This is a genomic window from Pseudomonas sp. EGD-AK9, assembly GCF_000465935.2.
Taxonomy (GTDB): Bacteria; Pseudomonadota; Gammaproteobacteria; order Pseudomonadales; family Pseudomonadaceae; genus Aquipseudomonas.
This window is the reverse complement of sequence record NZ_AVOF01000163.1, coordinates 1-12,100: the sequence shown is the minus strand read 5'-3', so window position 1 is coordinate 12,100 and position 12,100 is coordinate 1. Positions and strand designations below refer to the sequence as shown.

Annotated in this window: 13 protein-coding genes, 1 other RNA gene and 1 pseudogene; 8 read left to right on the top strand and 7 right to left on the bottom strand. The window is 68.1% G+C overall.

From position 1 onward, the window contains the following. The first annotated feature begins 108 nt into the window (after window positions 1–108). Together ubiD and N878_RS09125 are read left to right on the top strand one after the other, a co-directional pair. Window positions 109–1,575 (top strand): 4-hydroxy-3-polyprenylbenzoate decarboxylase, encoded by a 1,467-nt coding sequence (gene ubiD, locus N878_RS09130; RefSeq protein WP_021443360.1) that lies wholly within the window; start codon window positions 109–111, stop codon window positions 1,573–1,575. After that, the gene (locus N878_RS09125; protein WP_021443359.1) at window positions 1,575–2,543 is read left to right on the top strand and encodes a CDP-6-deoxy-delta-3,4-glucoseen reductase; all 969 of its coding nucleotides are present in this window, start codon (window positions 1,575–1,577) and stop codon (window positions 2,541–2,543) included. Before ubiD ends, N878_RS09125 begins: the two co-directional genes overlap by 1 nt. Window positions 2,544–2,620: 77 nt before the next feature. Here N878_RS09125 and N878_RS09120 read toward each other — a convergent pair whose 3' ends face one another. Continuing rightward, complete coding sequence (locus N878_RS09120; RefSeq protein WP_021443358.1) at window positions 2,621–3,601, bottom strand: NADPH:quinone oxidoreductase family protein; 981 nt, start codon at window positions 3,599–3,601, stop codon at window positions 2,621–2,623. A 150-nt stretch (window positions 3,602–3,751) separates the two neighbouring features. Between N878_RS09120 and N878_RS09115 the strand changes: the two genes are divergently transcribed. Next, the gene (locus tag N878_RS09115; protein WP_031302947.1) at window positions 3,752–4,156 is read left to right on the top strand and encodes a flagellar basal body-associated protein FliL; all 405 of its coding nucleotides are present in this window, start codon (window positions 3,752–3,754) and stop codon (window positions 4,154–4,156) included. A gap of 3 nt (window positions 4,157–4,159) precedes the next feature. Here the strand turns inward: N878_RS09115 and N878_RS09110 are convergent, their stop codons facing one another. Both N878_RS09110 and N878_RS09105 read right to left on the bottom strand, forming a co-directional pair. Next, window positions 4,160–6,004: a diguanylate cyclase gene (locus N878_RS09110; protein ID WP_021443356.1), complete on the bottom strand. Its 1,845-nt coding sequence runs from the start codon at window positions 6,002–6,004 to the stop codon at window positions 4,160–4,162. A gap of 51 nt (window positions 6,005–6,055) precedes the next feature. Continuing rightward, window positions 6,056–6,505, bottom strand: a complete 450-nt coding sequence (locus tag N878_RS09105; RefSeq protein WP_021443355.1) for an EVE domain-containing protein — start codon at window positions 6,503–6,505, stop codon at window positions 6,056–6,058. A gap of 197 nt (window positions 6,506–6,702) precedes the next feature. Here N878_RS09105 and N878_RS29495 point away from each other — a divergent pair, with 197 nt between their 5' ends. Beyond that, window positions 6,703–6,834 carry a hypothetical protein gene (locus tag N878_RS29495; protein ID WP_021443354.1) on the top strand — a complete coding sequence of 44 codons (132 nt, stop codon included), beginning with the start codon at window positions 6,703–6,705 and terminating at the stop codon, window positions 6,832–6,834. Window positions 6,835–6,889: 55 nt separating this feature from the next. On the opposite strand, the gene N878_RS09100 is transcribed toward N878_RS29495, so the two are convergent. The 4 genes from N878_RS09100 to N878_RS09090 form a co-directional block, all read right to left on the bottom strand. After that, on the bottom strand, window positions 6,890–7,486 hold the full coding sequence (locus tag N878_RS09100) for a 5-formyltetrahydrofolate cyclo-ligase (RefSeq protein WP_021443353.1): 597 nt from the start codon (window positions 7,484–7,486) through the stop codon (window positions 6,890–6,892). A 55-nt stretch (window positions 7,487–7,541) separates the two neighbouring features. Beyond that, a non-coding RNA gene (gene ssrS, locus N878_RS26755) (6S RNA) lies at window positions 7,542–7,720 on the bottom strand. A gap of 65 nt (window positions 7,721–7,785) precedes the next feature. Continuing rightward, the gene (locus N878_RS09095; RefSeq protein WP_004373294.1) at window positions 7,786–8,091 is read right to left on the bottom strand and encodes a cell division protein ZapA; all 306 of its coding nucleotides are present in this window, start codon (window positions 8,089–8,091) and stop codon (window positions 7,786–7,788) included. Further along, a complete protein-coding gene (locus N878_RS09090) occupies window positions 8,088–8,297 on the bottom strand; it encodes a TIGR02449 family protein (protein WP_004373292.1) in 210 nt (69 codons plus the stop codon). The genes N878_RS09095 and N878_RS09090 overlap by 4 nt, the downstream gene beginning before the upstream one ends. A 191-nt stretch (window positions 8,298–8,488) precedes the next feature. On the opposite strand from N878_RS09090, the gene N878_RS09085 reads away from it, so the two are divergent. The 4 genes and pseudogenes from N878_RS09085 to N878_RS09070 all read left to right on the top strand — a co-directional run. Then, the gene (locus N878_RS09085) at window positions 8,489–9,043 is read left to right on the top strand and encodes a YecA family protein (RefSeq protein ID WP_021443352.1); all 555 of its coding nucleotides are present in this window, start codon (window positions 8,489–8,491) and stop codon (window positions 9,041–9,043) included. An 18-nt stretch (window positions 9,044–9,061) separates the two neighbouring features. After that, window positions 9,062–10,396 carry a Xaa-Pro aminopeptidase gene (gene pepP, locus N878_RS09080; protein WP_021443351.1) on the top strand — a complete coding sequence of 445 codons (1,335 nt, stop codon included), beginning with the start codon at window positions 9,062–9,064 and terminating at the stop codon, window positions 10,394–10,396. 93 nt (window positions 10,397–10,489) lie between these two features. Further along, window positions 10,490–11,674 carry a 2-octaprenyl-6-methoxyphenyl hydroxylase gene (gene ubiH, locus N878_RS09075; RefSeq protein WP_021443350.1) on the top strand — a complete coding sequence of 395 codons (1,185 nt, stop codon included), beginning with the start codon at window positions 10,490–10,492 and terminating at the stop codon, window positions 11,672–11,674. 43 nt (window positions 11,675–11,717) lie between these two features. Next, a pseudogene (locus tag N878_RS09070) lies at window positions 11,718–12,100 on the top strand (2-octaprenyl-3-methyl-6-methoxy-1,4-benzoquinol hydroxylase); the annotation flags it as partial.

The following is a 12,100-nucleotide window of genomic DNA, read 5'->3' as shown; positions in this document are numbered from 1 at the left end:
GGGAAACCCGGCCTTTTGCTATCTGCGCTCCCGCCGCGCCTTCTGAAAGCCCGACTTCGGCGCTAAACTTTGCGCCCGACTCCAGCCAGCCCGACACGAGGCTCCTGCATGCAGTATCGCGACCTACGCGACTTCATCCGCGAACTTGAACAGCGCGGCGAACTCAAGCGCATCCAGACCCCGGTTTCGCCCATCCTGGAAATGACCGAAATCTGCGATCGCACCTTGCGCAAGGGTGGTCCGGCGCTGCTGTTCGAGCAGCCCACCGGCTTCGACGTGCCGGTGCTCGGCAACCTGTTCGGCACCCCCAAGCGCGTGGCCCTTGGCATGGGCGCCGAGGATGTGGGCGAGCTGCGCGAGATCGGCAAGCTGCTGGCGTTCCTGAAAGAGCCGGAGCCGCCCAAGGGCCTCAAGGACGCCTGGAGCAAGCTGCCGATCTTCAAGAAGGTCATTTCCATGGCGCCCAAGGTGGTCAAGGACGCGCCCTGCCACGAGGTGATCGAGGAAGGCGACGAGGTCGACCTGAACCGGCTGCCGATCCAGCACTGCTGGCCGGGCGACGTGGCGCCGCTGATCACCTGGGGGCTGACCATCACCAAGGGGCCGAACAAGGAGCGGCAGAACCTCGGCATCTACCGCCAGCAGGTGATCGGCCGCAACAAGGTGATCATGCGCTGGCTCAGCCACCGTGGCGGCGCGCTGGATTACCGCGAGTGGTGCCAGAAGCACCCGGACCAGCCCTACCCGGTATGCGTGGCCCTGGGCGCCGACCCGGCGACCATCCTCGGCGCCGTCACCCCGGTGCCCGATACCCTGTCCGAATACGCCTTCGCCGGCCTGCTGCGTGGTCATCGTACCGAGCTGATCAAGGCCATCGGCTCGGACCTGCAGGTGCCGGCCAGCGCCGAGATCGTGCTGGAAGGCGTGATCCATCCGGGCGAGACCGCGCCGGAAGGTCCCTACGGCGATCACACCGGCTACTACAACGAGGTCGACACCTTCCCGGTGTTCACCGTCGAGCGCATCACCCGTCGTCGCCAGCCGATCTACCACAGCACCTACACCGGCCGGCCGCCGGACGAGCCGGCGATTCTCGGCGTGGCGCTGAACGAGGTGTTCGTGCCGATCCTGCAGAAGCAGTTCCCCGAGATCACCGACTTCTACCTGCCGCCGGAGGGCTGCTCCTACCGCATGGCGGTGGTGACCATGAAGAAGCAGTACCCGGGCCACGCCAAGCGCGTAATGTTGGGGGTGTGGTCGTTCCTGCGACAGTTCATGTACACCAAGTTCGTTATCGTCACCGACGACGACATCAACGCACGGGACTGGAACGACGTGATCTGGGCGATTACCACGCGCATGGACCCCAAGCGCGACACGGTGATGATCGACAACACGCCGATCGACTACCTCGACTTCGCCTCGCCGATCTCCGGCCTCGGCTCGAAGATGGGCCTCGACGCCACCCACAAGTGGCCGGGCGAGACCAATCGCGAATGGGGGCGGGTGATCGAGAAGGATGCGGCCGTGGTGGCGCGCGTCGACGCACTCTGGGGTGAGCTGGGAATCGATTGATGAACGTCACCCTGCAACCCTCCGGCGTCACCCTCGCCCTGCAGCCCGGCGAACGCATCCTCGACGGCGCCCGCCGTCTCGGCTACGACTGCCCGCAGAGCTGCCGCAACGGCAACTGCCATATCTGCGCCGCCTTGCTGGTGGAAGGGCGGGTGCGGCAGAACGGCGCCGAGCTGGATCACGGCGAGCTGTTCACCTGCCTGGCCGAGCCGCTGCAAGACTGCGTGCTGCACTGGGACGGCGTGCTGGCGCCCGGCGAGCTGCCGGTGCGCGAACTCAGCTGCCAGCTGATCGAATGCCAGGACGTCGGTGGCGACGTGTTCCGCGTGCGCCTGCGCGCGCCGGCCGGCAAGGCGCCGCGCTACCACGCCGGGCAATACCTGCTGTTGCAGCGGCACGACAGCGAGATGGCGGCCTTCTCCCTGGCCTCGGCACCGCACTGCGGGCGCGAGCTGGAGCTGCATATCCTGGCGCGCGACGACAATACCCGGGCATTGCTCGTCTATCTGCGTGAGCAGGGGCTGGCCTGCGTGCAGCTGCCGTTCGGCGATACCCACCTGGCCGAGTTGCCGGACGGACCGCTGGTGCTGATCGCCGCCGGCACCGGCATGGCGCAGATGCACAGCCTGATCGAACACTGTCGCGCCGCCGGTTTCGCCCATCCGGTGCACCTGTACTGGGGCGCGCGGCGGCCCGAGGACTTCTACGCCCTGCCGCACTGGAGCGACTGGCAGCGCCTGACCAACCTGCACCTGCATCAGGTGGTCAGCGATTCGGGTACCTGGGCGGGCCGTTGCGGCCTGCTGCACGAGGCGGTGCGCGAGGATTTTGCCGACCTCAAGGCGCTGCACGTCTACGCCAGCGGCTCGCCGGCGATGGTCTATGCCACGCTGGATGCGCTGGTCGAAGCCGGCATGGACGCCCACCAGATGCGCGCCGACGTATTCGCCTACGCGCCAAGAGGCTGAATTGAAAAAGCCGCCCCAGGGCGGCTTTGCTCATGCCGGCGTGCACACCGAGTCGGGCTCGGTGCGCATGGCGCACCCTAGCGAACCTGCACCACCACCTTGCCCACCGCCTTGCGCTGGCCGAGGGCGTCGATCGCTTCGCCGCCCCGCGCCAACGGGAAGCTCTGCGACACCAGCGGTTTGAGTTTGCCTTCGGCGTGCCAGGCGAACAGCTGCTGGAAGTTCTCGGCGTTGTCCTGCGGTTGGCGCTGGGCGAAGGAGCCCCAGAACACGCCCACCAGCGACGCACCCTTGAGCAGCGGCAGGTTGGCCGGCAGCGCCGGGATGCCGCCGCCGGCGGCGAAGCCGACCACCAGGAAGCGGCCGTTCCAGGCGATGCTGCGGAAGGCTTCCTCGAACAGCGCGCCGCCCACCGGGTCGTAGATCACGTCGACGCCCTGGCCGCCGGTGAGCTTCTTCACCTCGTCCTTCAGGCTCTGCTCGCTGTAGTTGATCAGCTCGTCGGCGCCGGCCTGGCGCGCCACCTCCAGTTTCTCCGCCGTGCTGGCCGCGGCGATCACCTTGGCACCCATGGCCTTGCCGATTTCCACCGCTGCCAGGCCGACGCCGCCGGAGGCGCCGAGCACCAGCAGGGTCTCGCCCGGCTGCAGATTGGCGCGCTGCTTGAGCGCGTGCATCGAGGTACCGTAGGTCATGCCGAAGGCGGCCGCGGTGGTCAGGTCCATGCTCTTGGGCACCGGCAGCACGTTGTAGGCCGGCACCGCCACTTCCTCGGCGAAGCCGCCCCAGCCGGTCAGCGCCATCACCCGATCACCGGCGCGCAGGTGGCTGACCTTCTCGCCCACCGCCTTGACCACGCCGGCCGCCTCGCCGCCCGGGGCGAAGGGGAAGGGCGGCTTGAACTGGTACTTGCCCTCGATGATCAGGGTGTCGGGAAAGTTGACCCCGGCGGCGTGAACCTCGATCAGCACTTCGTTCTTTTTCGGCTCGGGGCTGGCGATGTCTTCCAGCACCAGGGTTTCGGCGGGGCCGAAGGCTTTGCACAGCAGGGCTTTCATCGGATGGCTTCCTCCACAAAGGTGGCTTGCAGTGTAGGAGGGCGCCCGGGGCGGTCAACGAGCATGCCCGGCCCTGATAGCTCGGCATAAGCCTTGGGTGCCGGCCCGCGGATGGCTATGCTAGGCGCAACCCCGATGGAGTGATTGCCCGTGAAAGTGATGAGCGCCCTGTTGCTGAGCCTGTCGTTGTGCCTGCCCGCCCTGGCCGAGGAGGAGCAGAAGGAAGAAGCGCCGCAGACGCTCTATTACAACCTGGTGCCGGCACTGATCGGCAACCTCGGCGACGGCGGCAATCGGCTGAAGTTCTTCAAGGCCGACGTGGCTCTGCGCGTCAGCGGCGCCGAGGCCGAGGCGCGGATCAAGCACCACGACCCGCTGATCCGCCATCAACTGGTGCTGCTGTTCTCCGCCCAGACCAGCGAAACCATCAACGCCCCCGACGGCCGCGAGAAGCTGCGTCAGGAAGCGCTCAAGCAGGTGCAGCAGGCGCTCGAGGCGGAGGAGGGCAAGCCGGTGGTGGAAGACCTGCTGTTCAACAACCTGATCATCCAGTAGCGCTCATTCCGGCGTCTCCGCGGGCTGCCACAGGCAGGTGCGGTTGCGTCCCTCGTGCTTGGCCCGGTACAGCGCCTGGTCGCCCTGGGCGAGCAGCTCGCCGGGCGCCTCGTCGCTGACCGGGTCGACCACGGTCAGGCCGATGCTCAGGCTCAGGCGCCCCAGCGGGCTGGCGGGATGGGCGATGTCGAGGTGGGCGATGGCCGCGTGGATGCGCGCGGCGACGTGTTCGCCACCCTCCAGGCCGGTGTTGGCGAGGATGATGGCGAACTCCTCGCCACCGTAGCGGCAGGCCACGTCGCCTTCGCGCTGCAGGCTCTCCTGCAACACCGTGCTGACCTTGCGCAGGGCGTCGTCGCCGGCCAGGTGGCCGAGCGCGTCGTTGTAGGCCTTGAAGTGGTCGATATCCAGCATCAGCAGCGCCAGCGGCGCGCCGATCCGCCGCAGGCGACGCCATTCGGCCTGCAGCTGCTGGTCGAAGTAGCGCCGGTTGTACAGCCCGGTCAGGCCGTCGAGCTGCGACAGGCGCTGCAGCTGGGCCTCCAGTTGCAGGCGCTCGCTGTTGTCGCGCGACACCGCGATCAGGTACTCGCGGCCGTGCAGCTGTACCAGCTGGGTGTTGATCTCGGCCGGCTGGCGGCTGCCGTCGCGGCGGATCAGCTCGCGCTGGAAGATTCGCGAGAGGTTGTCGCGCTGCGCCTGGCGCGCCTGCTCCAGCCAGCGGTGAAAGCCGGGCAGGAGTTTTTCCGGGTCGTCGCGCAGCAGCTGGGCGAACTGCTCGGGGCGATAGCCGAGGCTGGCGTAGGTGGCCTGATTCATGTGCAGCAGCTCGCGGCTGGCGCTGTCGAAGATGAACAGGCCGTCATGGCTGGAGTCGGTCAGGTCGAGCACCAGCTGCAGGCGTTCGCGGTTCTCCGACAGGCGCTGCTCGGTTTCCTCGCGGCGCGTCGCCTCCACCTTGAAGCGCCGGTTGGCCACCTGCAGGGCGTGGGCGCGCCGGCTGTTCTCCAGGGCCAGGGCCAGGGCGGCGACCAGCAGCAGGCTGATCGCCAGGCCGGCGCCGAGCACCACGCCGGGCAGCGGCGTGTTCAGCTGCGCCAGCAGTTGCGCGGTGGGGCTCAGGCGCAAGCTGAAGCCGCGGTTGTTGAGCAGTTGCAGGTCGACTCGCTGGCTCAGCCCCGGGGCGCCGTCGACCTGGCCGTGGCGAAACAGGCTGTGGCCGTTTTCCAGCAGCTCCAGGTTGAAGGCGTCGCGGTCGATCTGGCCGAGCAGCTGCTGCATCAGCGGCTCGACGCGAAACACCCCCTGGAGGAAACCGTCGAACACCCGCGCGCCGCCCTCGTCGCGGTACAGCGGGGTGTAGAGGACGAAGCCGCGACCGCCCTGGACCAGCTCGAAGCTGTTGGAGAAACGCTGCTCGCCGCTGTCGCGCGCCTGCATGGCCAGCGGGTAGTTGGGGTGATCGGCGGTGAGGCGAAAGTTCAGCGCCGCCTCGTTGCCGGCCAGCGGCAGCAGCCAGCGCATGCGCAGGTCCTCGCCGACCCACTGGATCGATTGATAGGCAGGGAAACCGCGCAGCGCGTGGGCCACCTCCTCCTCCCAGCCGGCCCGCGGCAGCCGGCCCAGGCTGTTCCACAGACGGGCGATGCGTTCGAGGCTGGCGACCTCCAGGTGCAGGGTACTCTCCAGCTGGCGGGCCAGGCTGCGCGCCTGGTAGCCGAGGCGCTCCTCCAGGCGCTGCTGCCGCTCGCCTTCGAGCTGACGCCAGAGCAGCACGCTGGCACTGCTCAGCACCACGAGGAGGAGGGCCAGCGCCAGGCGCGCCGGCCAGGCGGAAAGTGCCGGCATGGGCGGACTCCGAAGGCTTCCCCGTGGTGATAGCACAGTGCCGGCTGCGACTCAACGCATGGCGAGAATCGCCGCCCATTCGGCCGCGCCCACCGGCATCACCGACAGCCGGCTGCCGCGCTGCACCAGCGCCAGTTCGGCCAGCAGTGGATTGTTCTTCAACTGCGGCAGCGGCAGCACCTCGGCGAAGGCCTCGACGAACTCCACGTCCAGCGCGCTCCAGGGATTCTTCTCGGCGCTGGCCTTGGCGTCGAAGTAGTGGCTGTGCGGCTCCAGCGCGGTGGGGTCGGGGTAGGCCGGCCCGGCGATGCGGCCGATGCCGGCGATACCCGGCTGCGGGCAGCTGGAGTGGTAGAAGAAGAACAGCTCGCCCGGCGCCATGGCGCGCAGGAAGTTGCGCGCCTGGTAGTTGCGCACGCCGTCCCAGCGCGCACGGCCCAGGCGCTGCAGGTCGTGGATGGATAATTCGTCGGGTTCGGATTTCATCAGCCAATAAGGCATGAACTTTGCTCCTGCAGACCGGTCCGTACGCGGACGCTCGTTTGAGTGGAGATCTCCGACGGCCGGTTGGCGCCGGAAATTGCACAGTGCTCGGCACTGGCGGAAAATGCCCGGCTTAACGCTTGGCGACGTCGGATTGCATAGAACAATAACGCCGCGATCAACGTGCGCAGTTGCCTTGAAGGGGGAGGCAATAGATGAAACGCAAGCCAGATCTTTTGTGGGTTCTCGTAGTGCTGTTCAGCCTGGGCGTGGTTACCACGGGTTACACCCAGAGCCTTTGGGAGCGTCAGCAGGACGTCCCGGTCAATGTAACGCAGCAGCCCTGAGTTTCGGGTCGCCAGCTTCCAGCGCCGCAGGGAACGCGGTGCCACTTCCCCGCCTTCAGTACCAAGCCCTGTCCGTTACCGTCGCCTGCAAGGGCACGTCCCAGCTGGCCAGCGCCAGTTCGTCCACCCGCTGACATTCGTGCGCCAGGCCCAATAGCGTCGGCTTGTGCCAATTTTTGCGCCTGTGCAGGTAGGCCAGGCTGCGGTCGTAGAAACCGCCGCCCATGCCCAGGCGACCGCCGCGCGCGTCGAAGCCCACCAGCGGCAGCAGCACCAGGTCCAGCGCCCAGACCTTGCGCTGGCGCGCCGGCTGCGGGCGCGGCTCGAGGATGCGGAAGCGATTGCCGGCCAGTTTCTCGTGCCGGGTGACGCGCTGGAACACCATCTTGGTGCGCGGCCAGGCGCTGAGCACCGGCAGGTAGGTGCGCTTGCCGCGCTTCTGCGCCGCGGCCAGCAGCGGCCGTGGATCGATCTCTCCGTCGGTGGGCAGGTACAGGGCGATATCGCGGGCGCGGCGAAAGCGCGGGTGTTGCGCCAGCTGGCGATACAGGCCGCGGGCGGCGCGGCGTTGCTGGCTGCGGCTGAGGCTGCGGCGGCGCTGACGCAGCAGACGGCGCAATTGCGGGCGACTGGGGGCGGCGCTGGCGGTCATGAATGGAGGCTGCAGAACGATGCGCAACGGCCCGGGTGGGCGCTGGCTGAAAGGATGACTTCCCGGCGTGCCGCTGTCGGTTTAGCCCTTGAACCCGAAAGTTCAAGGTGGAGGATGCAGGAGGCGTTAAGGCTTTCCGTCAGGCGGACATGCACACCGGCCCCAACATGCAACCCCCGTGGTTGTGCGTATCGGCTCAGGGACATCCCCAACTGGCGCACACCCCAGGAAGTGGCGGCCAGTATACCCGAACCCCGCAGCCGAGGGGCGGCCTGCGACGAAGTGGCAGGCATGGCGGCTCAGGAGGCCTGGTCGTCGGCCAGTGCCTGGTCGACGCGATCGAGCAGGTCGCGCACCTGCTGGCGCGTCGAACTGGCGTCCTGATCCAGGCGTTGCTGCTTGTGCAGCAGGTCGTGGGTGATGTTCAGCGCGGCCATCACCGCCACGCGGTCGGCGCCGATCACCTTGCCGCTGGTGCGGATCTCGCGCATCTTGCCGTCGAGATAACGGGCGGCGCTTTCCAGGTTGGCGCGTTCGTCCTGCGGGCAGGCGATGCAATATTCTTTGTCCAGGATATGGACGGTCACGGTGTTCGACTGGGTCATGTGTCCTGCTCCAGGGCTTTGAGGCGCGAAATCATCGATTCGACCTTGTGCCGGGCCAATTCGTTCTTTTCGATCAGATGGGCGCGTTCCTCGCGCCAGGCCTGTTCATTCGCCAGCAGGAGTCGGTTGTGAGCCTTGAGCTGCTCGACGCGCTGGATCAGCAGTTCCAGCTTGGCGGTCAATACGTGCAGATCGGCGTCTTCCATGGGCTCTCGCTTCGGGAGGGAATGGCTGGACTATATAGGCGTGTCGCGGCGGCGGGTCAAACCCTGGCGGCCGCGGCGTGACGAACACGTCGCGGGCGCCCCGGCGGCCTCGGATGGTCTTGGCGCGCCTGCCGGTGCTAGGATACGAGGCCTCCATTCTAGAGATTGCGCCGTCTGGCGCCTAGCTATCTATGTCGACTCCCAGCTCCCCCTACGCCGCCTTCGCCGCCCTGCTGAGCAGCGCCGGGCATTCCGTTTCCCCTGCCGAACTGCACGGCCTGCTGCTCGGCCGCAGTTGCGCCGGCGCCGGCTTCGAGGCCGAGGCCTGGCTGCTCGACGCCGCCGAACTGCTCGGCAGCGAGCCGCAGGACAACGTGCGCCAGGCGCTGATCGGCCTGCAGGAGATGGTCAAGGGCGAGCTGTGCAGCGAAGACGTCACCGTGGTCCTGCTGCTGCCGGACGACGAGGCGCCGCTGGCGCAGCGCGCCGTCGCCCTCGGCCAGTGGTGCCAGGGCTTTCTCGGCGGCTTCGGCCTGACCGCCCGCGACGGCGCGCTGAGCGGCGAGGCCATGGAAGTGTTGCAGGACCTGTCCGCCATCGCCCAGGTGCAGAGCGCCCTGGAGGAATCCGAGGACGGCGAGAGCGATTACATGGAAGTCATGGAATACCTGCGCGTGGCGCCGCTGCTGCTGTTCGCCGAGTGCGCCAAGCCCGCGGCGCCTGCGGCCAAACCCTCCCTGCACTGAGTTCTTCCGGAGCCCGTCTTGATCAGCATCCCCAAGTCCGAGTATGCCCGCCGGCGCAAGGCGCTGATGGCGCAGATGGAGCCCAACAGCATCGCCATCCTGCCGGCGGCGCCGGTGTATATCCGCAACCGCGACGTCGAGCACGTCTACCGCCAGGACAGTGACTTCCAGTACCTCACCGGCTTCCCCGAGCCGGAAGCGGTGATGGCGCTGATCCCCGGTCGCGAGCATGGCGAGTACGTGTTGTTCTGCCGCGAGCGCGACCCCGAGCGCGAGCTGTGGGACGGCCTGCGCGCCGGCCAGGACGGCGCGATCGCCAACTACGGCGCCGACGATGCCTTCCCCATCGGCGACATCGACGACATCCTGCCTGGCCTGATCGAGGGGCGCGAGCGCGTCTACTACGCCATCGGCTGCAACCAGGAGTTCGATCACCGGCTGATGGAGTGGATCAACCATATCCGCGCCAAGGCCCGCCAGGGCGCCACGCCGCCCAACGAGTTCGTCGCCCTCGACCACCTGCTGCACGACATGCGCCTGTACAAGTCGGCCGCCGAGGTGAAGGTGATGAAGGAGGCCGCCGAGATCAGCGCGCGCGCCCACGTGCGTGCCATGCAGGCCAGTCGCGCCGGGCTGTTCGAGTACCACCTGGAAGCCGAACTGGATTACGAGTTCCGCAAGGGTGGGGCGAAGATGCCGGCCTACGGCAGCATCGTCGCCGCCGGCAAGAACGCCTGCATCCTGCACTACCGCGAGAACGACGCGGCGCTCAAGGACGGCGATCTGGTGCTGATCGACGCCGGCTGCGAGATCGACTGCTACGCCAGCGACATCACCCGCACCTTCCCGGTCGGCGGCAAGTTCTCCGCCGAGCAGAAGGCCATCTACGAGTTGGTGCTGGCCGCACAGGAGGCCGCCTTCAAGGAGATCGCCCCGGGCAAGCACTGGAACGAGGCGCACGAGGCCACCGTGCAGGTGATCACCGCCGGCCTGGTCGAACTCGGCCTGCTCGAGGGCGAGGTCGAAGCGCTGATCGCCAGCGAGGCCTACAAGGCCTTCTACATGCACCGCGCCGGTCACTGGCTGGGCATGGACGTGCATGACGTCGGCGACTACAAGGTCGGCGGCGAGTGGCGCGTGCTCGAGCCGGGCATGGCGATGACGGTCGAGCCGGGCATCTATATCGCCGTGGACAATGAAAAGGTCGCCAAGAAGTGGCGCGGCATCGGCGTGCGCATCGAGGACGACGTGGTGGTGACCAAGAGCGGCTGCGAGATTCTCACCAACGGCGTGCCCAAGACCGTCGCCGAGATCGAGGCGCTGATGGCCGCCGCGCGCATTCAGGCCGCCTGAGCCGATGAATCGCGTGCAGCTGGCGATTATCGGTGGCGGGGCTGTTGGGAGACGGCTCGGTGCCAGCCTGGCCCTGACGGCGGGACTGCGTTGATGGCCCGGGTACAGCTGGCCATTATCGGCGGCGGCCTGGTCGGCGCGAGCCTGGCCCTGGCGCTGCAGGACACCGCGCGCCAGCGTGGCTGGCACATTGCCCTGATCGAACCCTTCGCCCCCGGCAGCAGCTATCAGCCCAGCTACGACGCGCGTTCCACCGCGCTGTCCTACGGCAGCCGGCTGATCTACGAACGCCTGGGCCTGTGGCAGGCCATCGCCCAGCGCGCCGAGGCGATCCAGCAGATTCACGTCTCCGACCGCGGCCGTTTCGGTGCCGCGCGCCTGCAAGCCATCGAGGAAGGGGTGCCGGCGCTCGGCTACGTGGTGGAGAACGCCTGGATCGGCCATTGCCTGTGGCAGGCGCTCGATGCCGAGGTTGTGCAGTGGTACTGCCCGGCCGAGGTGACCGGGTTGCAGCGTCTGGACGACGGCTACCGCCTGAGTCTGAGCGACGAACGCCAGCTCGACTGCGACCTGGCCGTGCTGGCCGACGGCGGCCGTTCCGGCCTGCGCGAGCAACTGGGCATCGGCGTCAGCCAGCGGCCCTACGGGCAGAGCGCGCTGATCGCCAATGTCACGCCGCTGGAGGCCCATCGCGGTCAGGCCTTCGAGCGTTTCACCGACGAAGGGCCGATGGCCCTGCTGCCGCTCACAGACAATCGCTGCGCGCTGGTCTGGACCCGCGCCGCCGCCGATGCCGAGCGCCTGCTCAGGCTGAGCGACGCGGCCTTTCTCGCCGAGCTGCAGCAGGCCTTCGGTTACCGCCTGGGCGCCTTGCGCCAGGTCGGCGCACGCCATCTCTATCCGCTGAGCCTGGTCGAGGCGCAGGAGCAGGTGCGGCCGCACCTGGTGGTGCTGGGCAACGCGGCGCACAGCCTGCACCCCATCGCCGGGCAGGGCTACAACCTGTCGCTGCGTGACACCCTGGCGCTGGCCGAGGTGCTGCAGGCCGCCACCGCGCCGCTCGGCGACTTCGCCACCCTGCAGGGCTACCTGCAGCGCCAGCAACTGGACCAGCAGCTGACCGTGGGCTTCTCCGACCGGGTCACCCGGCTGTTCAGCAATGCCCAGCCGCTGCTGACCGCCGGACGCAACCTCGGATTGCTCGGCCTCGACCTGCTGCCGCCGGCCAAGCGCTGGTTCGCTCGCCAGGCCATGGGCCTGGGGACGCGCAATCTGTGACTGGCCCCGCGACACCCTACTCATGATTGACGCAGGAATGGATATGCGCGCGGATCTGATCATCGTCGGTGCCGGTATGGTCGGCAGCGCCCTGGCGCTGGCCCTGGAGCACAGCGGCCTGGAAATCCTGGTGGTGGACGGCAGCCCGCTGCGCCTGGCGCCGTTCGACCCGGCTGCCGCCTTCGAGCCGCGGGTCAGCGCCCTGTCCATGGCCAGCCAGCGCATCCTTGCACGCCTCGGCGCCTGGGACGGCATCGCCGCGCGGCGCGCCTGCGCCTATGGCGAGATGCGCGTGTGGGACGGCAGCGGCACCGGCAGCATCCATTTCGCCGCGGCCAGCGTGCATGCCGAAACCCTCGGCCACATAGTCGAGAACCGCGTGGTGCAGGACGCCCTGCTCGAGCGTTTGCACGACAGCCAGCTCGG

What these genes read in the sequence shown, in the direction of transcription:
- ubiH (WP_021443350.1), top strand. Translation starts at nt 10,490, where the DNA reads ATGGCCCGGGTACAGCTGGCCATTATCGGCGGCGGCCTGGTCGGCGCG.
- ubiD (WP_021443360.1), top strand. Translation starts at nt 109, where the DNA reads ATGCAGTATCGCGACCTACGCGACTTCATCCGCGAACTTGAACAGCGC.
- N878_RS09090 (WP_004373292.1), bottom strand. Translation starts at nt 8,297, where the DNA reads ATGGAAGACGCCGATCTGCACGTATTGACCGCCAAGCTGGAACTGCTG.
- N878_RS09125 (WP_021443359.1), top strand. Translation starts at nt 1,575, where the DNA reads ATGAACGTCACCCTGCAACCCTCCGGCGTCACCCTCGCCCTGCAGCCC.
- N878_RS09095 (WP_004373294.1), bottom strand. Translation starts at nt 8,091, where the DNA reads ATGACCCAGTCGAACACCGTGACCGTCCATATCCTGGACAAAGAATAT.
- N878_RS09120 (WP_021443358.1), bottom strand. Translation starts at nt 3,601, where the DNA reads ATGAAAGCCCTGCTGTGCAAAGCCTTCGGCCCCGCCGAAACCCTGGTG.
- N878_RS09105 (WP_021443355.1), bottom strand. Translation starts at nt 6,505, where the DNA reads ATGCCTTATTGGCTGATGAAATCCGAACCCGACGAATTATCCATCCAC.
- N878_RS29495 (WP_021443354.1), top strand. Translation starts at nt 6,703, where the DNA reads ATGAAACGCAAGCCAGATCTTTTGTGGGTTCTCGTAGTGCTGTTCAGC.
- N878_RS09110 (WP_021443356.1), bottom strand. Translation starts at nt 6,004, where the DNA reads ATGCCGGCACTTTCCGCCTGGCCGGCGCGCCTGGCGCTGGCCCTCCTC.
- N878_RS09100 (WP_021443353.1), bottom strand. Translation starts at nt 7,486, where the DNA reads ATGACCGCCAGCGCCGCCCCCAGTCGCCCGCAATTGCGCCGTCTGCTG.
- N878_RS09085 (WP_021443352.1), top strand. Translation starts at nt 8,489, where the DNA reads ATGTCGACTCCCAGCTCCCCCTACGCCGCCTTCGCCGCCCTGCTGAGC.